We start from the raw sequence: 26106 nt of genomic DNA, 5'->3' as shown, positions 1-26106 counted from the left end.
ATATTCCGAAAATTGGCGGCTCAACGAAGTCCTTTGATCGCTATCTGGCACTACTTGTACTCTCGATGTGCTGATATTATATGTTGGTCAATCGGTCGACGGGTTGTAGCGCGGTTGTGTTGTGTAACAGTAATCGTCCTGTTCCGGCTCACAGGCGATTTTGTCCGCCCCTTTCCATTCCGTTTGTACTTCAAATTCCACGCCTTATTTGGTGCAATAGTCGATAGCTTGATGGACTGCTTCTGTCCGACCAATAAATGTCAGGTTGTCCCCTTGATTGATGGTGTCGTCCGGATGCGGCAATTGATTCATCTCCTCTCGACTCAAAAGTGCGAGGTGACAGCCCTCGGGGAGTTCGGCCATGAGCTCCGAAACCGTCCTCCCAATAACCGAATTGGATGTCACTTCGACTTCTTGTACATCGCCCATTCGACCTAATTCGGTCATCCAGCGAGAGATTGCAGGTCGCTCGATCACGTTGTCCATCGACCACGCGATCGACATGGCGGTCGAAATCGCCTCGACATCGATATCTTCGAATGCATCGATGTTGCCTGGCTGATTCACACGGGCGACGACGGTCTCGACATCGAACGTGTTCTTCGCGAGTTGTGCGCTCAGGAGATTAACATCGTCTTTCGGTGTCGCCGCCACCACCACCTTCGCGTTACCGCCGCCCACTGCCTGCAAAACTTCCCGACTGGTCCCGTCTCCGTGTCGAGCAGAGAAGCCATCCATTTGGAGGCTTTCGACAACTTGCTCGTCATTGTCAATGATCAAGACCTCCTCGCCTCGTTCTTCAAGCCGTTCAGCAAGTGCTTGTCCGACGCGTCCGCCGCCGATGATGATTGTCCTCATTGGAATCACGTCCAAGGCCTGTGCGATATGACGGGCTAATCCTCCTTCAAAGACGACGGTTGTGAAGATTACGAGGAATACCGTCCCAACCAGCATCGTTGCTGCTTGCGGATTCTGCGGCTGTAACTCCAGCGCGAACAGGGTTGCGACGCTGGCCGGGATGATACCTCGCGGGCCGATTGCACTAATGTAGAGACGTTCGTTGAGTGTCAGGCGGTCTCCGAGGGTACAGAGCATAACGAGAGCGGGACGGATCACTCCGACAATCGTGATGACCACGACCAATCCACCGACCCCAAGTGCGAGCAAATCTCTGAGAGAGAGAAGCGAGGCTAGCGTGATGAAGACGAACGAGATCACGAGAAGTGTTACGTCACCTTTGAAGCGTTCGATGGAGTCTTGATACGGCAGGTCGGTGTTTCCGAGGATGAACCCCCCCGCAGCAACGGCGGCGATGCCTGCTTCCGAGGCGATCTGCTCTGCCACCCCATACATGATGAGAGAGGCGATGAGGGCGATTAACCGAGCGTTCTGTGGTGTGTTCTCGGTAGAGGTTCCCACATGACGCAGGAGATACCATATTATTCCTGCAATACTACTCCCGACAAGAACACCGACGCCGAATCGAACCCCGAATTCACGGACGAGCGTCAGGAGTCCACGTGTCTCCAGTAGAACGTATTCGAACATTACGATGGCAAGAATTGCAGCCGTGACGTCGTTGACGACACCTTCAGTTTCGAGCGTGGTGGCGACACGGTTGCGCACGGGAACAACATTCATAATGGGCGTGATAACTGTCGGCCCGGTCGCTACTAGGAGCGACCCGATTAAGAGGGCCACATTCCATGGAGCATTGAGTGCGTATCGAACGGTGATTGCCGTTCCGATGAGGGAGACTGCTGCGCCGATTGTGACGAGGCGGAACGTCTCCCGTGGGGCTTCGTACAGGCGATCGAGGTGAAGGTGGAAGGCCCCTTCGAAGACGATAATTGCGACGCTGAGTCCAACGATCGCCGGAAGTGCATCACCGAAAACACCCGGTGTGATAACACCAATCCCTTCCGGTCCAACGACGACACCCGCGAGGATGAGGAACATCACACTCGGGATTTGCAACCTATCTGAGACGACTTGAGCGGCAACTCCAAGCCCGAGGATTGTCACGACAACCGTGATTAGTTCGATTGTAGCGGCCACGGGTTCAGTTTCATTCTTCAAATACTCCTTGAGTGTAGTTAACACCCATGGTCGGCATCGGATTAATCGCTATGCACTCTGTATATACTTCTAGGTGTCTGGCTCTTGTCCGGTTTTCTTCCTAAAGCGCCAGGTACCAAACTGGAGTGCACTCGTCTGCAGTCTTGTCCCTCTGAATGGAACGAACTCCAGTTCGACATCTTGGAGCGACGATATAACCGTCCACAGATACGGCGAATCCATAGAAAAAGTGTCGAGAGACGGAGGGTGAGCGGCTAAGACGCACGACAGCGCTTCGGTTTATTGCTCATCTGTCCCCGCCCGTATCGGAAGCTGAATTTAAGCGTTATTCCGAATCAGCGTCTCGAGTTCGTCTCGAACCTCGCTCACGTCGGTCGTCCCAATCGTCGTTCGTACCTTCTTTTCGTCGAGGTCGCCGAGCTCGCTGAGAATTCCTCCCCGGCGGTCGACTTCGACGAAGAGTTCGAGCGACTCCGCACTCGGCCGCGGGATAACCTCGAGTTCGTCGAGCGTTCCTCGGAACTCACCCGACGTGGGCCGGAATTCGAACTCTTGGATGAACCGCCGCTGTGACGTGAAGTAGCTGTGCGGGTCCGCCTCGCACTCGGCGCTGTGGAGCGAAAAGCCGAGTTCGTCGAGCGCGTCAAAGACCGCCTGCAGACGCGGCGTAGGTCGGACGTTCAGGTAGTCTTTGTCTTCGGGGTCGACAGCCATCTTGATGTCGAGTTCCGTTTCGACCCAGACATCGACGTTCCCGAGGGTAACGGGTGTCGTGTACGGGATATCGAGTGACACCGACCGCGTCTCTTCTTGTTCCGGTTCGATAGTGAGACCGTCGGCAAGGGTGTACTTCTTGATGTCCACCTCTTGGTAGCCCTCTTCCGTTCGGTATCGGGTTTCGAGTTCGAACCGAATCGTCCCGATATCCTGCTCTACGGACCCACCCGTGATGTGTACTTCAGCGTCGACCGTCTCACCCGGACGGACCGTATCAGAGGGGAGGACGGTGTCGACGGTTGCGTTGCCAATTCCGATGCTTGCGAGGACCTTCTTCATCGTTGCAAACCGACGTTTCGTCCAGCGACATAATGTACTTGGTGGCTTGTGTGTGTCTGTTGCGTCTGTGTCTCTCTCGCTGCTATCGGAGGAATACGCTTTCTCGTTGTTTAGGGTATCTACTCCTCTCGTTGCTATTGGATGCATACCCACTGCCCATCTAGATAATCCCAGAAATTCAAATAATCTAAATTATCTTAAAAACTTGAATAGTCTAGAAATCTCCTGCAATTGCCTCACAGACTCGCTATTCTCAAAGGGCTCTGACGACGACGTAGTTTCGTGATGGACCAACTCGACTCACTCCTCGAAATGTTCGACCTGAAGGACGAACGCCGAACGGGCTGGGTTTTACGGAACGTCGATTCTCCGGAGTCGGTCGCCGCGCACACGTGGGGGACGGCGGTGCTCTGTCTGCTCTACGCCGATGAGGTGGGCGTCGACCGAGAGCGAGCCGCCGCGATGGCGCTTATCCACGACCTTGGGGAGGCACGCACGGGCGACATTGCGACCCGCGCAGAAGCCAACCAGCAGGAGATTTCGTCCGCAGAGAAAGAAGAAGCAGAGCGGCGTGCTGTTACTGACTTCTTGGAGCCGTTTGCGAACGTCGAACTCGTGGAACAGTGGGAAGCGTACGAAGCCCGTGAGACCGAAACCGCACAGTTCGTGAAAGATATGGACCTTGTCGACAACTGCTTGCAGGCGCTCAAATACGAACGAGAGGACCGATACGATGAATCCGAGTCGAACCCGCACTTCTCGGAATTCGATAACTTAGACGAGTTCTTCGCAACTGCGGCACCGCGATTCCGAACTGTGGTTGGCGAGGAGTTGTTCGCGGAACTGAAGCGTCGCTATGAAGCGGAGATCGGTCGGCCCTGCCAGATTTAACTCCCTACGTCACGTACACGCGTCCCTCAACTTCGTACAGATAGCCTTTATTGAGGAGTTCGTCGACAGCATCGGGGTCTTGGTCTGCCGATTGTAACTGTTGCCGTGCGTCCGTCACAGGCATCCCCGATTCGTACTCATCGATAATCGGCTGTAGGTGCTCGAAAGCCTGCTTTGCTCGAGGAGAAAGTGGCGTGTGTCCACCCTGTTCCGGAGTCATCGGCTCTTCTACTGTCTCGAACGGTGCCCTGGGTAAAAAATGTGGGTGTTAAGACAAGTCATTCATCGTAGATTATGATAACACGTCCGCCTCCGTTTTTTCAGCCGGCAATACCGAGTAACTGGACAATACAGCTAACCCTGACCTTGTTCTCTCGTTATGCTCCGCGAATAAACGACTTCACGACAGTCGCAAGACGTGCTGGTGCTGATTCAGTCGTGATGTGTCAAACTCCATCGGGTTCGGTGACACGGCTCTCGGGGAGGCGCTCGTCTAACTCGAAACCCCATCCCGGAGTCGTTCTGGACTCTGTTTGCCAGCCACAAGGAGCGCCGGTACATCGATATTCGACTCTTCCGAGAGTTCGTACGCTTCCACTTCGTAGTTCTCCCGGATTACGGTTTCAGCGAGATGAAGGTTCGCTTCTTTAGGCCACTATGGCAATTGTTCAACGCCGTGAAGCCCACCTGTATCTTCGATGAATAGTCACATTGCTTCTTGGCGCTTCCCCTCGTCGAATAGTGCTTGCATTCGGTCACTTAGGTCGTCGCCTCTATGCTCACCAACTAGCAAGGCCGGTTCATACAGTAGGAGTCGGTCGAGAGAGACTGTTGGCGCTGCCGCGAGCGCGACGTGACAGCTTTTGCTTCCATCGTCGGAGCTGTGAGTTTGAGTGGGAGTCCGTTAGTGTTGTCTCTCAGCCACTCGGAAATTTATATACTCTCGTTTCGTAACGGCACCTCGCTGATGTAGTGGTTCACTCATTCGGGTAACGGCGGCCACATCAGCCCGACGTTTGTCTCGATGAGATGGGTCTGCGCACGTCGAAGTCGCTCGGAAAGCGAAGAAGCAGTAATCCCGAGTTCGGTTGCAACCTCGTCGAGGGTCGCTGTTCGCGGAATATCGAAGTACCCCATCCCATAGGCGGTTCGGAGTGCTTCGTGTTGGCAGTCAGTTAACCCTTCCCCCGGTTTTTCCACCTCACCGTCACGGGTGAGTCGCCGCAGCGTAAACGACCCATTGCGCTGCCAGAATGTGCGGAACTCATCGAGAGTTGCCCTGTCAGCGAACCAGCCACTTTGAATCCAGCCGGTTGGTGTGACGCAGATACGGTCGATGAGTGATTCGGTCGAGGCGAGTGAATGGAGGTGCGAAAGGTTATCGATACACTCACCCAGTTGCGCTTCCATGCTGACTGCCGGACTGATTTGATACCGACGTGTCTCTCCTGCTTGGCCGACGAGCGTGTATTCACCGACGAATGTCGCCGATTCAAACGCCTCTTCGACCGACACGGCGGTTCCCCCAGTCACGTAGACGATGAACAGTGTATACCCACCGTGATTGGGTTGCATTTTGACTTCGAGTGTTGCGTCGGGGACTGTTGCCGCCACCTCGACAAGCGGTAATGCCTCGCAAGCGATCTCGTATTCGGCGACAAAACCCATAGACACCGGTCACTTTCCTGTGTTGATGATTATGTTGATTTTGAATCTACGATGTCTTTCGGCGTGAACAGCGACACGTCAGAGCGCTCTGCAGCAGTCTCCTGCAACCCATCGGAAAATCCGGACCGACCGAAACAACAGTAGTGGTACGTTGGATCACCGCCTTCCGGTGGCGTCCAGTCTACCTGTGCAGCGCTGCGTTCGAGGTCGGCAAGGTCGCCTTCGTGCATTTTGCGAGTCGTGTACTTGCATTCGCCAGCGACAAGTGTTCCGTCGCCCGCGAGTCCGACAACGTCGAGTTCGTGCTGTTTGTGCCACCAGTAGCCGATGCCGTGGTACGTCTTGGGAATCAGTCGAGGGACCGCGCTTTGACAGGCGATTTCGAACATCGGTCCCATGTAGTCCGAAAACGAGGGTTCAACTAACTCGCCGTAGGCATCGTCGCCGAGTTGTGCGAGTTTGCCCTCCTGCCCATACACGTAGCGGAACCAGAACCGGAATAACGGTTCGTTCAGTCGGTAGCGACTCTTCCGCGTTGCATTGGGATTCTCAGTTATCGGGATATCTCGCGTAATCAGTCGAAGCCGCCGGAGCTTTGCGAGGTACGAGCCGAGCGAGTTTGAGTCGACTCCGGCGAAGTTCGCAATCTCGCCCGTTTCGCGTTTGCCCGTGGCAATCGCTCGAAGAATCGTGTAGTACGTCTGCGGCTCTCGAATCCCGAACTCCGTGCGTAGCAGGAACTCCGGTTCATTGTGGAGGACGCCGTGTTCCGAAAGGATGTGCGACTGAATATTTTCGGCGAGCGACGCAGACGGCGAGAGTGCACGCAGATAGTACGGTGTCCCACCAAAGACGCTCCACGTCTCGATACTCGTCTCTGGGTCCGTGTCTGGGTAAAACTCCTGTGCGTCGGTCAGGCTTAACGGTGGGAGGTCGATTGTCCCAGTTCGCCGACCGTAAAGTGGACTTCCGCCACTGAGGACTTTCTCTTCCATGACGCTGATTGACGACCCCACGAGAACCAACGACGTCCCCGTTTCTTCGAGGTGGAGGTCCCAGACACGCTGGAGTTTCGAGGGCAGTGAATCGTCGGACTCGACCAGGTATGGAAACTCGTCGAGAACGACGATTGCGTCCTGTCGACCGAGCGTTCGAAGGAGTGCTTCCCAGTCCCGTTTGATGTCTTCGACGACTGGAAAGGTCTCGCGTGCCGTTTCGACGAAACTCGCGAGTTGCACATCCGGCGTCTCCTCGGTAGCCTGCCAATAGACCGCATCGTCACGGTCTCGAATCGCTTCGCGGACGAGCGCGCTTTTGCCAAGCCTCCGTCGACCGTATACGACGAGTAGTTCTGCTGTCTCACGGTCGAACCGCGACTCCAGCATCTCTAGTTCGTCGTTCCGGTTGACAAAGCGCGGGTAGCTCATAGCTAGTCTTCGTCTGGGGGTGTGATAATCCTTCTGAATATCTAAATCCCAATTTTACTAATCATGATTTTACTAATCGAGATTCACTAACTGTTTAGCAGCGCATCTCGGATGTCCGGTCTAAACAACCTTGGAGGGCGAGTTCCCCGACCCACCGGGGTCGGGGGTGTCGTCAGACAGCAAGCCGTCTGACTGCTAACCAGAAATCTCTGATTTCTGGTGATGAAGCCCGACACTCGGCCTAGTGTTCCGTCTCCTCGATATGCGGTTCAACCACTTCCTTCGACACTGCTCCTGTCGTCCCCATGCCGTTCAACCCCCCACGTAATACCCAACCTTCCAGAATCCGCCGCCCCAGAAATACGACTCCCGAATCTCGGGATACCGTTCCAGCAAGTGCGTTCCTGAGTACGACTTGACTGCCGAGCGATGTCCGCCGGACTGTGCTTCGGATCAGTTTGCACGAACAGGTGTACGTGGTCGACCGCTATCTCCAACGCCAGAATCTCGTGTCCGAAGTGGTCGGCAGTGTCACCAAACAACTCTCGCACGTCGTCCTCCACCACGCTGAGAACAGGATGGCAGTACTTTGGACACCACACGAAGTGATACTTACTTGTGTCACTTCTCATCCTTGTGTTTGCATTCGTATCTTTGAGTACTGGCGTTCTCGTGAATCCTCGCTTCCGCGGGCGACTGACCCGACGCCGCGAACTCTCGAAATTCGGGCGGGTGCAGACTGTTGATAGCCGTGTCTTCGGGTCGTCCGAACGCAGAAAGGAGACCTGTGTCTGCTGCGGTTCGCGCCTGACAGGGTTGATTCGTCGATATCGGGAGGAATACGTTGTCGGGCTTCCGGTTTGGACCTCGTTAGAGAATTATAATTACTACTGTAGACCTTGTGGCATCAATGAATTCTCAACCTCATCTCGGTCTCCCGCTGACGGGGGAGATAGCTGATACACACGTCGATACCGAACAACAGTAAATATCCTCGCGTATTCAATGTATCACCTTTTGATAGTTCCCCTAGACACATCGTCACTTGTAACTGACAGAACGTACCATCGATGTTGTTTCAATGAAAAAGCATAAGTTCAGATGGAGAAATAGTAGTGCTTATGAAAAACCCGCCGTGGAGTGCAGAATTTGCTTCGCTCAAATCAGACTGTGCTAACGAGCTTGTTGATCTGTTCGATAAGTACCCTGACTCAGTTGTCTATGAAGCAATGAGCGAGCTCCTCCGCCGAGAGATGCGGGACCAATTTGCAGGTTCGTTTGCGGAGTCACACCGGACGGACTAGTCGGTTCTTCCGCGTTCTATCACTGCCCGAATTTCATTCCAACAGTGGGATCTGTCCGTGGAATCGCTCTCGACTGACATTCCGAATTGCCCGCTACCGACTAGCGCGAAGAAATTCCTCGCATATACCACGCTGGATAGATACGTTAGTCATCACTTGTCTATCGTCTGGAGTTACTTGTCTATCGTCTGGAGTTGGTTGATCTCCGCTTCAGACCAGTCGTAGTACGGTTCCTCTATCTCTCGGAGTGTTTCGACGCACTCGTTGTACCGGTCTCGGGCAACCGGTGTGTACGGGTCGTCGGGGTGCTTTTCTATCCACTCTCGGAGGTCCGCGAGTGCCCGCGGCGAGTAGCTATCAATCTGGTCTTGTTCCTTGAGAAGCGTGAGTTTACGCTCCTCGGAACGAAGCGACTTCACGAGGACGACGCTCGCGACCCCGGGCAACACGATAATAGTCAGTATCATCGAGGCCCAGACGACGGGTGAAAGCGACATTTCAGTCACCTCCGTTGGCGAGTGTGGTACTCTCTGCATTTTTTTCGGGTACCGTCCCGATGACACTCATGATGGCCGTACTGACAACGACGAGGCCAGCCATGATGGCAACACCGAGAATCATCAACTGCTGGTTCTCCGTTCCGAGACTCGTGACGACGCCGTAACCGATGATAAACAGCATCACCACGGGGATGACGTACTTGATGACGGGATTCCACGCCGACCCGATGTAGATGCCGGCGTTACGGTTGAGGTCGATGACGCGGGCGCGTTCCGGCCCGAACTTCCAAGCGACGAGTGCGATAATCGACAGCGTCGCCAGCGGGAGGCCAAAGCTCCCGAATATGAAGTCCATCTGTCCGAGGAACGACGAGGAGTAAGCGCTTGGCAGACCAAGCAGCCAGATTACGCCACAGACTGTGAGCACCGATTTCGTCCGCGAGAGGCGCGTTTCCTCGGAGACTGTCGTCACGCCGACTTCGGTAATTCCGAGACCGGACGTAAACGTTGCAAAGAAGAACGAGACGAAGAACACGAGTGCCCACAGTCCACCACCGGGGAGTTCCGGGAACACCTCCGCGAGCGAGAGAAACAGGAGGTTTGACCCAGCGCTCGGTTCGAGGCCGAAGGCAAAGACCACGGGGAACGTAGCGAACACAGCCAGCAGGCCGACACTCGTGTTCCCGATGGCGGTAAAGAGACCACCACCGAGCGGCACGTCGTCGTACCGGCTGAGATAACTCCCGTACGTGAGCGCGATTCCCCAGCCCAGCCCGGTCGAAAAGAGGGCCTGGCTAAGGGCCGCAACCCACGTACTTCCGCGGGTGAGGTACCCCCAGTCGGGAGTAAAGACGAAGGCAACTCCGTCCATCCCTCCGGGAAGCGTCACGCCGCGGACGGCGACCGCAATAAGCGCAACGACGAGAAGCGGAATCATCCACTTCACGACTCGCTCGATTCCGCGGCGAATGCCGAAGACCAGAACCCCCGCAAGTCCAGCCATCGTTGCCGTGTGCATCCCGATGACTAGCGCCGGGTTGTTGATGAACCCGTCCCAGAACGCCTGTGGTTGGAAACCTGGCTGAGTGAACGTCATCAGGATGGAGTGTCCAGCGTAGTATAGCGCCCAGCCGATGATGGGAGCGTAGTACGACATCAGTGCCACGTTGACGATGAGGACAACGAGACCGAGTCCCTGTGCTCGCTTGCTGCCAAATACTTGTTTGAACGCTCCGATTACCCCGTTGTTCGTGTACCGGCCGATCATCGTCTCAGCCATCAACCCGGGTACTGCGATAACATACAACAGAAGAATATACGCCACGAGGAATGCACCCCCACCGTTTTCACCTGTGGTGAAGGGCATTCGCCAGATATTGCCTGCGCCGACCATCGCCCCTAGCATCGCCATCAGGAAGCCGAATCGACTTCCCCATTCTTCTCTCGCTGTTCTTGCCTCTGAATCTGCCATCTTAGTTCTGACTAGACACTCGAAACGGAGCTAATTATATGCTCCCTCTTCTGTAGGAGGCTTCGGCACTGTCTAGTTAACCTCCCGAGCTGGGTTCGTCCGTTGAGCGTCTGATGTGCTCGCTGAAAATCATATGTAAATTTCGTGCGCGCCGTGCACATGTGCACGGAATACATTGAGTAAATATCACTTCGGTGTCTGACTTGATGTCTGACGATCAGAACATCTCCCGACGAAATCTACTGTTGACCGCTGGCGGACTCGGCAGTACAGCACTCATTCCGTCTGTCGCGGCGGCGGAGGACGAACACGGGAAACTGACTGAAGCAGAAGTTCGGAAGGCGCTTGCGGAAATGGACGTGCAGCCGACGAAACAACCCACGGGAGGCCGTGGTGCCGTCGGTACGCTGTCCGCGAGTTCACTCGAAGACGCCGATGTCTACGTCGGAGAACACCGGAACGCGCGGACGCCGGAGGGCAAGCCCTTCGCGGTCGAGAGCTACAAGGAGTATTTGGCGCGTGAGGCACCGCCGGGCTTCCCGGAACATTACTTCAACGACCGCGCGGTGACTACGGACGGCGTCTCGACCGCTAGCCTCCCGTCGTTCTACCTCAAACAGGACTTCGGCAAGATCTCGTTCCAAGGACATTCGGTTAGCGTTGGCTTCGGGATGGGCGTGAGGATCAAGAGCTCCCTCAGTGGTATGAGCGCTGAACTGTCCGTCGACCTGTACGTCGGTGGAGCATCGTTCGCAATCTCGAGCTTCTCTGTCGGCTATGATATCACCGACAAGGGATTCTGTCTGAGCGACTTCAAGACGTCGTACTCCATCCTCGATCTGGAGTTCGATGTATGTCCGGTTATCTCGTTCTCGGGATCGACTTTCACCGTCGGCGGGACAGTGAAGGTCTGCGCTGACCCGTGTGAGATCATCAAATGTCCGGTTTGCAAGAAGCTCGGTCTTAGCCTCTCCAAAGAAGTCAACATCTGAAACCAATTCGACGACGTGGTCAGGCGCCTCAGCTAGTCACCAGCTGGGAGTATTTCCGGCCATTCCCCGTCGGAGTCGGCTGACCACGAGGGGCCGGGTGGTTGACAGTAACAAATCATCCGCAATTTTTAACGAGCATTCATAAAAAGAAATATACACTGATATGGTCGACGCGTTTACCCTCGTCTTGTCGGCGTTCTTCGTTCCATATCTGCTCAACAGCGCCGGCCACCTGCTCGATACCGCAATCGTGCTCCGGGCAGTGTCCTCCTACACCCCCGGTGAGACGGGTGGTGCGGTCGGTGGCGAGCCAGCGGCTGTCGAGGGCGAGGTCGTCGTCAACGATCCCGCGTGGGAAGCCGACCGTGTCGTTGACCGGACCGATCGGAGTGTCGGTGCCTATCTCTGGCGCACTACGGCCCCGTCGAGGGAAGGAAACACCATCGACTTCAACACGTGGTCGGTGCAACCGGCCAGGCGTAACCGCGACACGGGGCTAGAATCGGGCCGCTTCAGTGTCGTCAACGGAACCGATTCGGTCCGCGTAGACCCTTCGTGGCTCCAAGAACAGTACGATACCGCCCGGCTCCCGGAGCTATCTTCTGGCTGGAGCAACTGGCTCAAGTTCAGACACAGTCTGTGGAAATCCCCCGCAGTCCAGTTGACTACCGACGAGACGACACGAACGTTCGACCAGATTCCGGACCTGTTCGAGAACATCGACGCCGAGCCTCTCGACGACTACCACCTCCATTCCATCCCCATTCGAGACGGCGACACGATAACGGTACTCGGTCACCTCACCGTCGAAAACGGTGAGCGCGTTCTCCGCGGGGGCGATGGAGTTCCACTCGCAATCTCCGACCGGGGTTTCGACGCGTTTCGACGATACTTGTGGCGACGGCTCCTCAAACACGGTCTCGGGGTCGTGCTACTCACGGCCATCGTTCTGACCATTTGGCACTACCTGTAGCGAGTTTGTCGTCCGGCGGCTCGAGTAATAGCTAAGTTAGCACTTAAGAAGATACTCATACCTAGTTTAAAATAAAAGACAATGAATATAAACAATCATGTATAGTCCGATATACGTGTTGATATGCTGCCATGATTGGTCAACGTACCACGGATGAATATAACTCCGAGTTGGACGACGCCGCCGACCACGTGACGGGTTGTAACCTGCCGTTGGAGAACATGCTCGCTGACCTAGCGCTGTTTACCCGGTCACCGGTTCCCTTGCGAATCCTCGGTTGCCTAGACGAGTCGCCGCACACTACGACGGAATTGGAGGACACCCTTGATGTCCACCGAACGACGCTCAAACGGAACCTCGGACGACTACGCGAGCGCGAATGCATCTGCAGCAATCTTTCCGAGCGCATCTATCGGATAACGAACGTGGGCCAACTGTATCTCCGGGGACTCGAAGAAGTGGTGAAAACTGCACGGGACGCCGACCGACTCGCAACCGTCCGCTCTGGGTTCCCTGGGGAATTGCCGGGTAGCGTCGCGTGCCTGCAGGACTGCTGCATCACAACCGCTGCTCCGTACAACCCCCACACGCCGCAGGAGCGTCTGCAGCAGTTGCTCGTCAAGGGCGAGTCAGTGCAACTGTTCATGCCCCAGTTCCCTCCAAACTATCTCGAAGTACTGACGGGCCGCACCGAGGAGACTACCTCGTTCGAACTCGTTATCCCAGTTCCAGTCGTTGAGTACTTGAAGTCGGTGCGTCCGTCGCTTGTGGAGAGCGTGGTTGCGAGTATGACCGTGTATGGTGCCGACGAACCGACTGACGTCGCCGTCGGGGTCGGGCACGTCGACGAGCGGCCAGTAATCGTCGTGTACGACGATAACAAGCACGTCCAAGCCGTCGTGGAGGTGACGGTCGAAGAATCGCCGGTACGCGAGTGGGTACGCGGCCGGTACCGAGATCGTCGACGACGCGCATCGGTCGTCGAGGGTTGACGAGTGTCGACGAACTACGGAGCGTGAGCGGACAGCAACCCTTCTGAGCGAAAGATAGCGCCGCCTATGGACAACCCGCAGTGGAGTGCCGAATTTGCTTCGCTCAAAGCCGACTGTACCGACGAGCTGGTCGGTTTATTCGACGAATACTTGGCCCGGTTGTCTACGAAGCGATGAGTAAACTTCTCCGTCGAGAGATTCGAGACCAATTTGCAGACAAATTCGCTGAGCCACACCGAACGAAATAGCTGACTCGCGGCTTCATCATTTAACTGTTCAGTCGTCTACGCGTCGCAGTAGAAAACCGATCCGGCTGTATCGGCTAGAACGGCAGGCGCTCTTTCTCTTCGATATCGAGTTGGAGACGGTAGTCGAGCGTCGACCAACTATCGCCTGTCGTATAACTTGACGGATGGTCATCGAATTCGGGGACGACGTAGTACGTTCCTGCCCTGTAGATGTCGTCGCCGTCGAGTTCGTACCGTCGGGAGACCAATTTCCCCGGTTTAATCGTCCGAGTCAATGGTTCACTACTAATACTCATTCCGTTCGGCTTGACTTCGACGCGGTCGCTCGTTTCGTACGATGGTGAGTTGAGTCCAGATTCTGTCATGTAATCGTCTCCGCCTGGCGAATCGAGCAGTCCGAGCACGCCGAACGGCCACACTCCGTAGCTTTTGATTCGAACGGGTTCGTCTCCGGTATTCTCCAGCGTGAACGTGAGTTCGGCGGGATGCTCGATAGTAGCGTCTTTGACTGTACGTTCTACTGACATCTCGAACGGATCGGTGGACATCTCGGTCGTCGCTTTTGTTACCCGGTACTCGGTGTCGGCCATGCACCCACTGAGGCCGGCTATCGACACTGCACTCGCGGCTAAAAACGTCCGGCGCTTCATCGGGACTCACCTCCGATTTCGGCGCGAGCGCCCGTTAATTCGACAAATACATCTTCTATTACCACATCGTCACCGACCCCCGCCGCATCGCGGAGTTCGTCGACGGAGCCTTCGGCGATGAGTCGACCTTCGTGAAGGATGCCGATGCGGTCGCAGACGAGTTCGACCTGTCCGAGGACGTGACTCGAAAAGAACACCGTCGCACCCCTGTTGTTCTCCTCGTGGACGATTTCCCGGACGCGACGAACGCCGTGAGGGTCGAGACCCGTAAACGGCTCGTCGAGAACGAGCAGTTCGGGTTCCCCAACGAGTGCCATCGCGAGCGCGAGTCGCTGTTCCATTCCTTTCGAGAACTCTGCCGTGTCGGCGTCGATTGCATCCGCTAACCCGACGCGTTCGAGGACACTTTCGGGGTCGTCAGCCACCCGTTTGGTTTCGGCGACGAACTCGACGTGCTGCCGAGCGGAACGGTCCTCGTAGAGTCCGAATCGGTCCGGGAGAATACCGATTCGAGTATGCACTTCGATGGGTTTCTCGCGGGGGTCCATCCCAAAGATGCGTACTGTCCCCGATGTCGGCCGAAGATAGTCGAGTAACAGCCCGATTGTCGTCGACTTTCCGGCACCGTTCGGCCCGAGGAATCCGTAGACTTCGCCGGACTCGATGGAGAGGTCAAGTTCGTCGACGGCACGAATGTCGCCGTACTCCTTGGTCAACGCGTTCGTCTCGATTATCGGAGCCTCGTCGCTCATAGCGCATCACCTCGGGTGAAGACACGGCGAGAGAGTACCAATGGTACCACTATCCAGACGGCCAGGACAAGGATACTGAGCGATGGGTGGAGATACCACGGTCCCGTTCCGCCGTCGAACGCCGCTTCTACGACGAAGGCGTTTATCGTCTGTCCCGGTGCCAGCTTGGTGTAGACGGTTTGGAACAACTCGGTGGAGTTGCCGACACCGAGGAGCCAGTTCGTCAGAACGTTGTACGCTCCATCCGGCGTCAGTCTGAGTGCGAGAAACAGTGGACCGCTTGCCGGGGCATCGTACGGGTCGACCGGAACCCCAGTGAGTGCCGTGTACGCCTTCGAGATGATGGAACTCCAAAACAGCGTCATCAGAATATACGTGAACACGGTCCCGGCTGCCGTTACGGTCCTGTCCACGACGGTCGAAATTAGCACCCCGACCGAGACGAGCGCGGCGACGAAGAGGAGCGTTGCAAGCACGACTCCGACGAATGGAACGACGTCGAACCCGCCGTGTTCGACGAGGCCGATGCCACTGAGTACGAGAATCGCCACGGCGACGCTCGCACCGATTCCGACGAACCGCCCGACGCCTTTTCCGAGTACAATTTGCGCCCGCTTCAGGGGCAAGGCGATGAGGAACTTGATACTTCCCGTCGTCCGCTCACCGATGAGTGACTGGTACGTGAGAAGCAGCACACCAATAGGGAGGAGCAGGTTGGCACTGTTTTGAATGTAGCCGATGGTGATGTTTTGGCCCACGGCGTCCCATCCACCGTACGTGGGTCGAAACCCCCACAACACGACGAGGACCGCGAGCATCCACGCACCTTTCGAACTGAGTATCGTTCGGCATTCTCTGCGAGCGAGGGGGGACCATTGCATAGACAACAAGACAACTAGATGTCACAAAAGCCTGACTCAATTGTCCTCCGACTAGAGATTCATCTACGACTCTAATTGGTGTCGCGTTATTGTACGCGGCTACTGTACGTGGGTGCGTGAGTTCGGTATCGACATGATTGTCCGCGTCATCGGCCCGAGCGACCACGAGACCAAATGCAGGAGCGGCAGCCAGTGGCAATGGAACCCAACCCTCGGAGTTCCGTGGGGACGATACCCGCTGGTGGATTGTTGATAAGTCCGACGCCGAGAAGGTCCAAAACAGCGAAGATGGTCGTCGTTCGTTGAGAGGCCGATCCAGTAGCGTGAGTGCCACGGGAATAAACTAATATTTTGAGTGACTTTATAATTAAATACATCTTATTGTCTATGAGTAATAATGGGTGGGCTATACCAATAGTATCTGGATTTGACTATCTGGTGCAATATCGAGAAAACCAAGGACGACTCAATACTGGACTAGTTGCTGATTTGATACTATATAGGTTGTGACTTTTTCGTTGATTCCTGATGTGGTCGATATCTCAGATATCTTATTTCTCATTAGTCGTCTCAATACCGGTGTGAAACTCTCAATGACAGCTGAACGGCTGCCACGACTACGTTGAACAAAGTCCCGTCGAATCTAGGACTTCTTTCAGAATTCACACCGAGTATTATCTATGATACGACAGTGAGCCGAGTAGCCGCCAACAGATTTATTTAATTCCCACAAGACCGTTCCCGAACTAATAATCAACTATTCTATGAATTCAAACTAGATAATAGGAAGTCAAATCATTACATAATCAAGTAATATAAACAGTTACAAACATACTGCCGTAAATGGCAACATAAATATTCTACCGAAGTACACGTTCCACCTCGCAATAATTCGTAGCCTCAAATTGATTCGAAGTATCTGTTGCGGTGATGCGAGTAACTTTCGAAAGGGGCGTTCGCGTGGGTGTTCACGATATCGAACGAGAGCATCGACCTGTTCTTGAAGGGCGTCGACCTCTCGGTCTCGCTTTCGGACGACCCTGCGGCGGGGCTTGCAGGCACGGTCCCGCCGTCGGTCATGGCCATCCTCGGTGGCCTTCTCGTACTCGTCGTCGTCTTCTCCCAGATATGCCTGTTCGTGGCGCTCATTGCGCGACAGATTCTCGTCTACTTCACGTACGCGCTGTTTCCGCTTCTCATCATCTTTTGGGTCGCCGACGCCGGTCCGCTCAAGCACGGGAAGAACCTCTCGGAGAAGTTTTTCAAGGCGACGGGGATGCTCATCCCCGGCGGTATCCTCGTCGCGGGTATCTTGGCGGTCGGCATGAAGTTCACGTCGGAGACGATTAGCACCTTCAGCGGTGCGGCCACTGCCACGGGCGTCGATGCGACGTTCTCCGACCCGTTCGGCGCGGTTATCAACTTGCTCATCATACCGCTCGCGATTGCCGCGACGAGTCTACTGCCGAGCATGAAAATCTCGCAGTGGTTGTCCGGGGCCGGACTCGGGAGTATCCCGACACCCAGCCCGGGACAGGCACTGAGCAAGTCGAAGAATACGATTTCGAACCTGCGTCGAGGCTCGATTTCGGGTGGCATTGGCAGTGGTGGGATGGGCGGCGGTGGCATCAGCTCTGGGGGGGTTGTCGCCCAAGCCAGAGAAACCGGACAGCAAGCGGCCCAGAGCATAGCGGCCGACGATTCGGGTTCGGTAATGGCTGCTGTCGCTGACGGCGGGAACGACCTCGATAACGTGAGCGTGGTTGACAGTTCCGAGGATGTGGACTCCGATGACCTCGGGGGCTTCAATCACCCTGGCTTCGACGACATAGAGATTGACCCGGACAAACCGGGCTACTCCTCTGAGAACATGGAGACGGGCGCGATCAGTACCACCGACGAGTACACCATGGTGGACGCTCGGCGCGAGGCCTCTGCCGAAACCGATGGTTTCACATCTGACGGATTCCGTTTCTATGCTGACGACCCGACCGATGAGCAACGGGAGCTACGAGAAAAGCGTGCTCGGAAGCACTACATGGAGAAGAGTGAGGACTTCAGCGAACTCAGCATCACGGACTTCACGGAAGAGGAGTTCCTGGACCTCACGGAGGACCAGCAGAAGCGACTCCAATTCCGGAGGATCCAGAGCCAACAGCCCGACCACCCGGCAGTCAAGATGGTCAAGGAGATGGCCGGTCCGGCGGCGGGGGTAGTCGTTGGTGGTGCTATCGGAGCTTCGGGCCTCGGCGCACTCGGCGTCGGCGGTGCTGCTCTGGCTGGGGCGGCGACAATTGCTGGCTCCGGTATGGCCGCGTTCTTGCTCAAGGAGACCACTGACAACGGGGTCCGCGGTGGACTCGGTCAATTTGGGACCGCCTTTCTAGACAGCTTTAAATCGACTGGCAAATACGCCACTGATACTGTCGATAGTTACAGAAGTACTACCGACGAGAGTGCTAGCAATGCATCTAAAGAACACGAGAAATACAAATGAACATGGAAGCAAACCTACTCGGTTACGATGGCGAAGACTGCGGATTCGAAGTCTTCGATGAGAACGACAACCGGCACGTTATCTCTGTTAAGTGGGATGGGTCAATTGGTCAGCATGCAACCAAGGACTACCCTCTCAAAGTAGAGGACCGCACTGACGAGGAACAACTCCTGATGACGCACGTCGAGATTCGCGCAAAGTATGCTGCTCAACGGGAGTTCCCCGACGCAGATATCCTTCAGCCGATGTGGGATATCAAGCACTTGGAGGCAGGTCTCGAAGCGCTCGCACAGTATCCGCTTGATGAGTTCCACCGAGAGTTCCGGGACTTCTACGAAGCGCTTCGAGAGCCGAGTCAATTCATCACTGACTCGGACTTCGACCCCGAGATGGTCAATATTTTCAAATTTTATCGCTTCCAGAATGGTGAGATAGTCGATGTTTCACCAGTTTTCGTCCGACACTACTTCGGTGAGAACAGTGCTGAGGACTACGGTCCAAAGCCGGACTATCCCGAAGATGAACTCATCAGTTGCTGTCTGCCAATGATTGAGTTCGTAGACGACTTCGACTACGAAGAGCAGTTCCAAGACCTCGTTGTTGGTCATCTTCTAGCCCAGATTCGAGACCTCTACTATCACATGGGCGAAGTACCGCCTGAAGAGTACCAAGTCGAAGGAATCGGGAAGTTCGATATTCACGGTGACGGCATCGGCGAACTCTGATTTTGGATATCAGTTCAAACGCAGTAGCACGGATGACCAGCAGAGTCGGCTCCAATTCCGGGCGCTCCAGAGCCAACAGGAGTATCTGGAGGACCAATCAGATGGGGCGGTCGAAGGGTACATCAAAGAGGCAGGGAAGGCGGTTGCCGCGGGTGCGATTACGGGTGCGATTCCTGCTAGCGCTGGGATTGGTCTCACTGTGGCGCTCCTTGCCGCAGCGGGAGGGGCTGGTTTCACGTTCCAGAAAGGCGTCGAACGATACGACGACTACCTCAGCGCCGACGGCATCTACAACGGTGCACGTAACGTCAAAGGTGTTATCACTGACAAATTCACATTCGACGATAGTAGCGACAGTGCGAGTGAGTCTGGAGATACGGACGACGGTATATTCTAACAACCATGGAAACAGAATACCTCGGTAAAAAGAAAGGGCGAATCGGAATCAAGGTCTTCGACGAAAGAGATAGTATGCATAAAGTGGAGGTTGGTCTCGATGGTGAAATCATATTCCACGGGAACGACATCTACCCCCACAAACGCGAAGATCGCACCCAAGACGAACAGCACATCATGAGCCAAGTAGAAGTCCGCGCGAGATATGCGGCCCAACAGGAGTTCCCCGACGCAGATATCCTCGCCCCGATGTGGGACCCGGACTATCTCGACCGAGCAGTCGAAGCAGTCCTTAACTACCCGCTAGAGGACTTCCGGCGTGATTTCCGTGATTTCTACGAGGCTATCTGCGATGTCGAACGCTTCATTGACGACCCCGAGTTCAAACCAGATACGGAAGTGATCTACAAGTTCTTCCGGATGAACGAAGACAACCGTATCGTCGATGTCGCGCCAGTCGCGGTCCGCTACAGCGGTCCTTCGGGTGAGACTCGCCAAACTGGAGACGTAAGTCCGTATGCAGAACACCACGACGATGTGTTCTGTCAATTTGGATGTGTGGAGTTCGAAGATCACGTCACGTTCGAAGAGCACTTCCACGGTGTCGTAGTGGGCCACCTGATGGCACAAATTCGGGACCTCTACTACCATATGGGTGAAATGCCGCCGGAAGAGTACCAAATTGAGGGTATTGGGAAGCTCGATATCAACGGCGACGGGATCGGCGATAACTGACCTCCACCGTCCTCAACAACACCCCCGACAGTAGTAGCGATACCAATCAGACACGATTTCGTAACTCACACTGAGAATACAGTTCGACTATCGCGCTAACGCCACCTATCAGTCATCCGGGTGCATATCCTCGACGTAGTGACACCGCGACTTTCCAGTGTGAGTGTCCGTAAACTCCGGATGCGACTCCTCACACCGGGAATCCGCGTACGAACACCGCGGATGAAAGGGACACCCCGACGGTCGATTTGCTGGATTTGGTGGGTCGCCCGGCAGTGGCTCTGGCGGCGCATCGGCTGGATTATCACTCGGGATTGCACGAACCAATGCCTCCGTGTAGGGATGACTCGGTTGTTCGAAAATCGTCTGAGCCGGGCCACGCTCGACGATTTCTCCCGCGTACATGACCGCCAGTCGGTCGGCGAGATACCGGACGACGTCGAGGTCGTGAGAGATGAACAGATACCCGACGCCGAACTGTCGTTGGAAGTCGGCAAGGAGGTTGAGTATCGTCGCCTGCGTCGCCATGTCGAGTCCGGAAACTGGCTCGTCGAGGACGATTACATCGGGGTCGTGTGCGAGCGCCCGTGCGATGGCGACGCGCTTGAGTTGCCCACCGGAAAGCTCACTCGGATACCGACTCGCGACCTTCGGGTCGAGATTCACACTTCGAAGGAGTGCTTCGACTTCGCCGGACCAGACGGCGCTTCGTGCGCTGGTCGGACCGAGCGATTCCGTGAGTGACCGTCGAATCGTCCACCGTGAGTCGAAGCTGTCGCGAGTGTTCTGAAAGACCACGCCGATACGACGATGTTGTGTTTCGGACCGCTCCGTATACCCTCCCACCGGGTTGCTATCGAGCAAGACGCTCCCGGTGTCGGGTGCCAACTGTCCAGTGACAAGCTTCGCGAGCGTGGACTTTCCACACCCCGACTCGCCGACGAGACCGACGGTCTCGCCTTTCTTGACCGCCAGTGAGACGTCGCAAACCACTCTTGCGACCGACGCTTCGTCCCGTCGAAATAATCGCTTGAGTATCGAGCTACCTGCCGTGAACGCTTTGCTGACGCCTTGTAATTCGACGACTGGTGAATCATTCGAGATGCTTTTATCCTCGTGTATCTCGTCTGAAATCACTGGCTCTCCCCGCTGTTTGGCGCGATTTTTGGCCGGTTCGTCTTAGGGCTGGCCACTCCCGCGCTGTCCTCTCGCGGCGCTTCTACGCAGGCGCCGGGATGGCCTGACTCGCTTTCAGTCATCGGAACGTCTCCCTCGCGGCACTCGGGTGTCACGTGAGTGCACCGGTCGGCAAACGGACACCCGTCGTGGCCGCCGATGGCATTCGGCGGTCGGCCTTCGAGCGCGTTGACCCGCTCGTCGGAAGCGACGTTCCGGGTAGAACACGCGAGCAGTGCCCGGGTGTACGGGTGCTCTGGCGTCGTCAGCACGTCCTCGACCGTTCCTGATTCCATTACCTTCCCGCCGTACATGACGACGACGCGGTCGCAGGTCTGTGCGATAACGCCGATATCGTGCGAAATCAGAAGCACACCCAGATTCCGTTCGTCTCGGAGGGTTCGGAGCCGTCGTAAGATACCGGCCTGTGTCGTCGTATCCAGTGCTGTCGTGGGCTCGTCGGCGACCAGTAAATCCGGGTCGCTCGCCAGTGCAATCGCGAGTACTGCACGCTGGCGGATACCACCGGAGAACTCGTGCGGAAACCCCGAAGACTGGTGTTCAGGATTCGGAATATCCAACTGGTCCATCAACTCGACAGCGCGCTCGTGCGCATCTCTCCACGAGGCGCGATCACGGAATAACGGTACGCCGAGGAAATCGAGGAGTCGCTGGGACTGGCCTGTCTCGTGTATCCGAACCGATTCGGCAATCTGCTCGCCGACCGGGAACACCGGATTGAGCGTCTCCGCTGGGTCTTGAAAGACCATCGAGACGCGGTCCCCCCTGACTCGACGGAGCGTCGAATCGTCGGCAGCGGTCAGGTCCTCGCCGTCCAGTGTAATCGTCCCGGAAGCGATTCGGCCCGGTTCCTCCAGTCGCAGAATCGACCGGGCGGTGACGGATTTTCCACTTCCGCTTTCGCCGACGATACCGACGATTTCTCCGCGGTCGACTGTGAACGAGACGCCGTCGACCGCGTGGACTATCCCGCGGTCGGTGTCGAACTGTGTGTGCAGGTCTTCGATGCGAAGTAGTGGGTCGGTCATAGCTGTTCGAGTTGCGCTGATTGGGTTGGTGAGAGTGCGTCTCTGAGGCTATCGCCGAGGAGGTTGAACCCGAAGACGGTGAGCATGATGAGGACTCCGGGAGCGTTGACGAGCCACCACGCCTCTCGTAAGTAGTTACGCCCCGACGCGAGCATCGTTCCCCACTCGGGCGTCGGCGGTTGTGCGCCCAGACCGAGGAACGAAAGTCCAGCAGTTCCGAGGATAACGCCGCCAATATCGAGCGTTGCGAGCACGACGACTGGTGCAACGACGTTCGGAATCAGGTGACGGGTGACGACATGCATCCGCGACCGACCGAGCAAGCGGGCAGCAGTCACGAACTCGCGTTCTCGAAGTGAGAGTACGCTACTCCGAACTAACCGAGCGTAGGACGCCCAACCGACGACTGCCAATGCGAGCATCACGTTCACGCGACTCGGGCCGAGAACCCCGGCGATAACCAATGCGAGGATGATACCGGGGAATGCGAGTAGCGTATCCACGAGCCGCATCAGTGCTTCGTCGACCCACCCACCGGCGTACCCTGCAACGAGACCGACTGCTGTGCCAACGACAAGTCGAACAGCCGTCACGGCGGCGGCAACGCCGAGTGACAGTCGTGCTCCGTGAAGGAGTCTCGTGAGCACGTCACGGCCGAGTTGGTCGGTTCCGAGCGGATGTTCGACCGATGGGGATTCCAGTTGATGCTGGAGGTCTTGCTCGACTGGGTCGTAAGGCGACACGAACGGCCCGAACACTGCAAGCATGAGCAACGCGAGGACGACCGCCACCCCGAACTGCGTGAGACAGTCTGATGGAATCGCGTCACGCCACCGACTCCGCCTGCTGGCTTCTTCGCGTGCTGGCACAGTGGTCGACTCCCGACTCGCATCGACTGGTTCCTGACCCACGCTGGACGATTCTCGACTCACGCCGGTTCACTCCTGTGGTCGATTCGGGGGTCGAGCCGTCGATAGGTCAAATCGACTGCAAAGTTCGTCACGACGAAGATAACGCCGACGAGAAGCGTCACTCCCTGAACGATTGGGTAGTCGCGTGCGAAGATTGCATCGACCAGTAACGTTCCGAGCCCCGGTCGCTGGAAGACGACTTCGACGACGACGGCACCGTTGAGGACGTAGCTCAACTGGAGTCCGATGACCGTCACGACGGGGACGAGCGCGTTCCGGAAGGCGTGTTTGTAGACGACGATTCGTTCGAGCAACCCTTTCGACCGGGCCGTTCGGATGTAGGCGGCGTCGAGTGCATCGAGCATCGCTGTTCGGACTAATCGGGTGATAACCGCGGCCATCCCCGACCCGAGCGTGAGCGCCGGGAGAACGAGGTATTCGAATCCACCGGCACCAGCGACGGGGAAGATATCGAGCCAGAGCGAACAGACGATGATGAGCAGGAACCCGAGCCAGAAATTCGGCATCGAAACGCCGAGAAGCGCACCGAACTGTGCGGCGTAGTCAGTTCGACTCCCAGGATTGACCGCGCTCGCAATTCCGGCAGGAACCGCGATTGCGATTGCGACAAGCATCGACGCGACGGCGAGTTCAATCGTGTTCGGCAGTCGCTGGACAATCATCGCGGTCACCGACTGGTCGCTGTAATACGACTGGCCGAAGTCGCCCTGAACTACACCTCCCATCCAGCGAGCGTATTGAACGGGAAACGGGTCGTCGAGACCGTTCGCCGCCCGAAACTGTTCGACCGCTTCTGGCGATGGGGTCTGCCCGCCCATCTGCTGGGTTAGTATCGTCCGTGCCGGGTCTCCGGGCGTGATGAATATCATCCCGTACGTGAGAAGCGAGACTCCGAGGAGGACGACACCCATCGCCAGCAGTCGTCTCAGTAGGTACTGACTATTCATCTCACTCTCCTATCGAACGGTGAATTGAGAAGCTCGTTCTGTTCTCGTTGCTTCGAATCATCTTCGGCCATATCATTGCTCCCGAGAGAGCGACGACCAGCCGACCATCTTGTCGATTGGATGGCCGTCAATTCCGGAGACACTCGATTGGCGTCCGAGAACGTGCTCGTTATAGTACAGGGGGATAACCGCCCCAGTGTCAACGACTCGTTTCTGTACCTCTCCGTAGTACTCACGCTTTTTTGCCATCGTTTCGGCTCGGTATCCACCTTCGATGAGACGGTCGATTTCGGGGCCGGGATTGTAGACGCCGGTTCCGTTCCGTTCGTGTAGTTTGCGATTATCGCTTCCCTCCGAGTGGAACATCGCCCGAATGAGGTAATCGCACGCAGCGCTGTTCGACCCGAACCCGACGAGCGTCAAGTTCGCTTCGCCAGCCGTGAACGTGTCGTTGAACGACGCCGGGTCGACCTGCCGTATCTCGCTTTTGACGTTGATATCGGAGAACCAGCCGTTGAGAATCTGTGCGATTGTTCCGTCGTCCGTATTCTCGCTGTTGACCAGAATCGAGAGTGTCTCCCCGTCGTACTTCGACTTCTCGACGAGTTCTCGTGCCTTCTCTCTGTCCGGGCCGTATGTCGGAAGGTCGTCGTGGACTGCCCACGGAATCACCGAGGAAATCGGCCCTCGGGCCGGTTTACCGATTCCGTTCAGTGCACTCTCGACCAGTTGTTTCTGGTCGACAGCCCAGTTGAGCGCTTTCCGGAGTAGTTCGTCGTCGGTCGGCGATTTGTAGAGATTGACTGCGACGAGCCCCGCGGAGGGGCTTAGTCCTGTTTCGATAGCTGTCTCGGAGGCATCGGAAACGGACGACGCTCTGCTCTTCGGAATCGTCTGTGCGATATCGATTGACCCCTTTTCGAGGGAGAGCAGTCGGGTATTCGGGTCCTTAATCCACTTGAACGTGAGCTTGGAGGGTCGTTCTGCATCGTTCCGGTATCCTTCGTACGGCGTGAGCGTCACTGACTGCTCTTTTTCGACGTGACTTACCTGAAATGGCCCCGTTCCAACAGGTGTGTCGGTCGCATCGGGGTGTTGGATGCCGAAGTAGTTGTGAGAAATTGTTCCCGGAAACGCCGGAAACGGCTCTGTCGTCTGGAACCTGACTGTGTGTTTATCGACTGCTGTTACGCCGTTGGGTTCGACGCCGATCCATCCGGGCACCCACGACCATTGCTCGAAGACGCTCTCGAACGAGTGGACGACGGCAGCAGCAGTCAGTGGCTCACCGTTGTGGAAGGTAACGTCCTCTCGGAGTGAGAAGTCCCACGTCGTCTCGTCGACGGCCTCCCAATCCGTCGCCAAAAGCGGTTCGGTCTGCATGTCGTCAGTGACACCCACGAGCGGTTCGAACACGTGGGTAAAATACGGAGTCACGCCGTTGTACACGTCCCACTTCTCCCGTGTTGGGTCACGGGTGACTGCCACGGTGAATGACCCATCTGATTTTGATTGTGAACTACTGCAACCTGCAATCAGGCTGGCGGTGCCTGCTGTGAGTCCGCCAAGAAACTGTCGTCTGGAATATCGTCTACGCCTACGCATTGGTGTTCTCCGCAGAAACTACTGTCACCGCGAAAAAGCTCGAAATACAGCAAAATACCGACTGCAGACTCGGGCCCACCAAGCCGTTCCGAACATGTTCTGTAATCATATCAGGCACACTCTGGTCTGCTTAGAAAACAATTTTGGTTTGGTTATTGAA

General features: G+C 56.2%; 25 protein-coding genes and 1 pseudogene. 10 read left to right on the top strand and 16 right to left on the bottom strand.

Going from position 1 to position 26106, the window contains the following annotated elements:
- Positions 1-204: 204 nt before the first annotated feature.
- Positions 205-2058, bottom strand: a complete 1854-nt coding sequence (locus QT222_RS22230; RefSeq protein WP_491478399.1) for a cation:proton antiporter domain-containing protein — start codon at positions 2056-2058, stop codon at positions 205-207.
- Positions 2059-2397: 339 nt separating this feature from the next.
- Complete coding sequence (locus QT222_RS22225; RefSeq protein ID WP_004056455.1) at positions 2398-3135, bottom strand: sporulation protein; 738 nt, start codon at positions 3133-3135, stop codon at positions 2398-2400.
- Positions 3136-3420: 285 nt separating this feature from the next.
- Here QT222_RS22225 and QT222_RS22220 point away from each other — a divergent pair, with 285 nt between their 5' ends.
- Positions 3421-4026, top strand: a complete 606-nt coding sequence (locus QT222_RS22220; protein ID WP_491478398.1) for an HD domain-containing protein — start codon at positions 3421-3423, stop codon at positions 4024-4026.
- 4 nt (positions 4027-4030) lie between these two features.
- Here QT222_RS22220 and QT222_RS22215 read toward each other — a convergent pair whose 3' ends face one another.
- The 4 genes and pseudogenes from QT222_RS22215 to tnpA all read right to left on the bottom strand — a co-directional run bounded on the left by QT222_RS22215 (position 4031) and on the right by tnpA (position 7753).
- Positions 4031-4246, bottom strand: a complete 216-nt coding sequence (locus QT222_RS22215; RefSeq protein WP_004056457.1) for a hypothetical protein — start codon at positions 4244-4246, stop codon at positions 4031-4033.
- Positions 4247-5007: 761 nt separating this feature from the next.
- Positions 5008-5694: a helix-turn-helix domain-containing protein gene (locus QT222_RS22210; RefSeq protein ID WP_491478397.1), complete on the bottom strand. Its 687-nt coding sequence runs from the start codon at positions 5692-5694 to the stop codon at positions 5008-5010.
- A 29-nt stretch (positions 5695-5723) separates the two neighbouring features.
- On the bottom strand, positions 5724-7121 hold the full coding sequence (locus QT222_RS22205) for an ATP-binding protein (protein WP_004056459.1): 1398 nt from the start codon (positions 7119-7121) through the stop codon (positions 5724-5726).
- 241 nt (positions 7122-7362) lie between these two features.
- Positions 7363-7753, bottom strand: a pseudogene (gene tnpA, locus QT222_RS22200) (IS200/IS605 family transposase).
- Here tnpA and QT222_RS22195 point away from each other — a divergent pair.
- Both QT222_RS22195 and QT222_RS22190 read left to right on the top strand, forming a co-directional pair.
- Entirely contained in the window at positions 7740-8081 is a 342-nt protein-coding gene (locus QT222_RS22195) for a DUF8108 domain-containing protein (RefSeq protein ID WP_491478396.1), read from the top strand. The pseudogene tnpA and the gene QT222_RS22195 sit on opposite strands and share 14 nt — an antisense overlap.
- A 161-nt stretch (positions 8082-8242) precedes the next feature.
- Positions 8243-8425: a hypothetical protein gene (locus QT222_RS22190; RefSeq protein ID WP_014732711.1), complete on the top strand. Its 183-nt coding sequence runs from the start codon at positions 8243-8245 to the stop codon at positions 8423-8425.
- A 173-nt stretch (positions 8426-8598) separates the two neighbouring features.
- On the opposite strand, the gene QT222_RS22185 is transcribed toward QT222_RS22190, so the two are convergent.
- Entirely contained in the window at positions 8599-8922 is a 324-nt protein-coding gene (locus QT222_RS22185; protein ID WP_004056461.1) for a DUF8026 family protein, read from the bottom strand.
- A gap of 1 nt (position 8923) precedes the next feature.
- Positions 8924-10336 (bottom strand): sodium-dependent transporter, encoded by a 1413-nt coding sequence (locus QT222_RS22180; protein ID WP_491478406.1) that lies wholly within the window; start codon positions 10334-10336, stop codon positions 8924-8926.
- A 266-nt stretch (positions 10337-10602) separates the two neighbouring features.
- Here QT222_RS22180 and QT222_RS22175 point away from each other — a divergent pair, with 266 nt between their 5' ends.
- The 3 genes from QT222_RS22175 to QT222_RS22165 all read left to right on the top strand — a co-directional run bounded on the left by QT222_RS22175 (position 10603) and on the right by QT222_RS22165 (position 13353).
- Positions 10603-11388, top strand: a complete 786-nt coding sequence (locus QT222_RS22175) for a hypothetical protein (RefSeq protein ID WP_491478395.1) — start codon at positions 10603-10605, stop codon at positions 11386-11388.
- A gap of 163 nt (positions 11389-11551) precedes the next feature.
- Positions 11552-12361 (top strand): hypothetical protein, encoded by an 810-nt coding sequence (locus tag QT222_RS22170; protein WP_491478394.1) that lies wholly within the window; start codon positions 11552-11554, stop codon positions 12359-12361.
- 131 nt (positions 12362-12492) lie between these two features.
- Positions 12493-13353, top strand: coding sequence for a helix-turn-helix transcriptional regulator (locus QT222_RS22165; protein WP_491478393.1), 861 nt, complete (start codon positions 12493-12495; stop codon positions 13351-13353).
- 322 nt (positions 13354-13675) lie between these two features.
- Here the strand turns inward: QT222_RS22165 and QT222_RS22160 are convergent, their stop codons facing one another.
- Genes QT222_RS22160 through QT222_RS22150 form a run of 3 tightly spaced genes read right to left on the bottom strand, consistent with a single transcriptional unit; the run spans position 13676 to position 15884 of the window.
- Entirely contained in the window at positions 13676-14251 is a 576-nt protein-coding gene (locus QT222_RS22160; RefSeq protein WP_491478392.1) for a DUF8130 domain-containing protein, read from the bottom strand.
- Entirely contained in the window at positions 14248-15003 is a 756-nt protein-coding gene (locus tag QT222_RS22155; protein WP_491478391.1) for an ABC transporter ATP-binding protein, read from the bottom strand. The genes QT222_RS22160 and QT222_RS22155 overlap by 4 nt, the downstream gene beginning before the upstream one ends.
- Positions 15000-15884, bottom strand: a complete 885-nt coding sequence (locus QT222_RS22150) for an ABC transporter permease subunit (protein WP_491478390.1) — start codon at positions 15882-15884, stop codon at positions 15000-15002. The genes QT222_RS22155 and QT222_RS22150 overlap by 4 nt, the downstream gene beginning before the upstream one ends.
- Before the next feature lie 964 nt (positions 15885-16848).
- Between QT222_RS22150 and QT222_RS22145 the strand changes: the two genes are divergently transcribed.
- The 4 genes from QT222_RS22145 to QT222_RS22130 are packed head-to-tail and all read left to right on the top strand — an operon-like array spanning position 16849 to position 20237.
- Complete coding sequence (locus QT222_RS22145; protein WP_491478389.1) at positions 16849-18381, top strand: TrbL/VirB6 family protein; 1533 nt, start codon at positions 16849-16851, stop codon at positions 18379-18381.
- Positions 18378-19106 carry a DUF7958 family protein gene (locus QT222_RS22140; protein ID WP_491478388.1) on the top strand — a complete coding sequence of 243 codons (729 nt, stop codon included), beginning with the start codon at positions 18378-18380 and terminating at the stop codon, positions 19104-19106. The genes QT222_RS22145 and QT222_RS22140 overlap by 4 nt, the downstream gene beginning before the upstream one ends.
- The gene (locus QT222_RS22135) at positions 19084-19503 is read left to right on the top strand and encodes a hypothetical protein (RefSeq protein WP_491478387.1); all 420 of its coding nucleotides are present in this window, start codon (positions 19084-19086) and stop codon (positions 19501-19503) included. Before QT222_RS22140 ends, QT222_RS22135 begins: the two co-directional genes overlap by 23 nt.
- 5 nt (positions 19504-19508) lie before the next feature.
- Entirely contained in the window at positions 19509-20237 is a 729-nt protein-coding gene (locus QT222_RS22130; protein WP_491478386.1) for a DUF7958 family protein, read from the top strand.
- A gap of 108 nt (positions 20238-20345) precedes the next feature.
- Here the strand turns inward: QT222_RS22130 and QT222_RS22125 are convergent, their stop codons facing one another.
- The 5 genes from QT222_RS22125 to QT222_RS22105 form a co-directional block, all read right to left on the bottom strand.
- The gene (locus QT222_RS22125; RefSeq protein WP_491478385.1) at positions 20346-21374 is read right to left on the bottom strand and encodes an oligopeptide/dipeptide ABC transporter ATP-binding protein; all 1029 of its coding nucleotides are present in this window, start codon (positions 21372-21374) and stop codon (positions 20346-20348) included.
- Entirely contained in the window at positions 21371-22462 is a 1092-nt protein-coding gene (locus QT222_RS22120) for an ABC transporter ATP-binding protein (protein ID WP_491478384.1), read from the bottom strand. The genes QT222_RS22125 and QT222_RS22120 overlap by 4 nt, the downstream gene beginning before the upstream one ends.
- Positions 22459-23283, bottom strand: a complete 825-nt coding sequence (gene nikC, locus QT222_RS22115; protein WP_491478405.1) for a nickel transporter permease — start codon at positions 23281-23283, stop codon at positions 22459-22461. Before nikC ends, QT222_RS22120 begins: the two co-directional genes overlap by 4 nt.
- 107 nt (positions 23284-23390) lie before the next feature.
- Positions 23391-24341, bottom strand: a complete 951-nt coding sequence (nikB, locus tag QT222_RS22110; RefSeq protein WP_014732705.1) for a nickel ABC transporter permease — start codon at positions 24339-24341, stop codon at positions 23391-23393.
- Between the two features lie 72 nt (positions 24342-24413).
- On the bottom strand, positions 24414-25829 hold the full coding sequence (locus QT222_RS22105; protein ID WP_491478383.1) for an ABC transporter substrate-binding protein: 1416 nt from the start codon (positions 25827-25829) through the stop codon (positions 24414-24416).
- Between the last annotated feature and the right edge of the window lie 277 nt (positions 25830-26106).

The sequence above is a fragment of the Haloferax sp. s1 genome (assembly GCF_058382125.1).
This window is presented reverse-complemented; position numbering and strand designations above follow the sequence as displayed.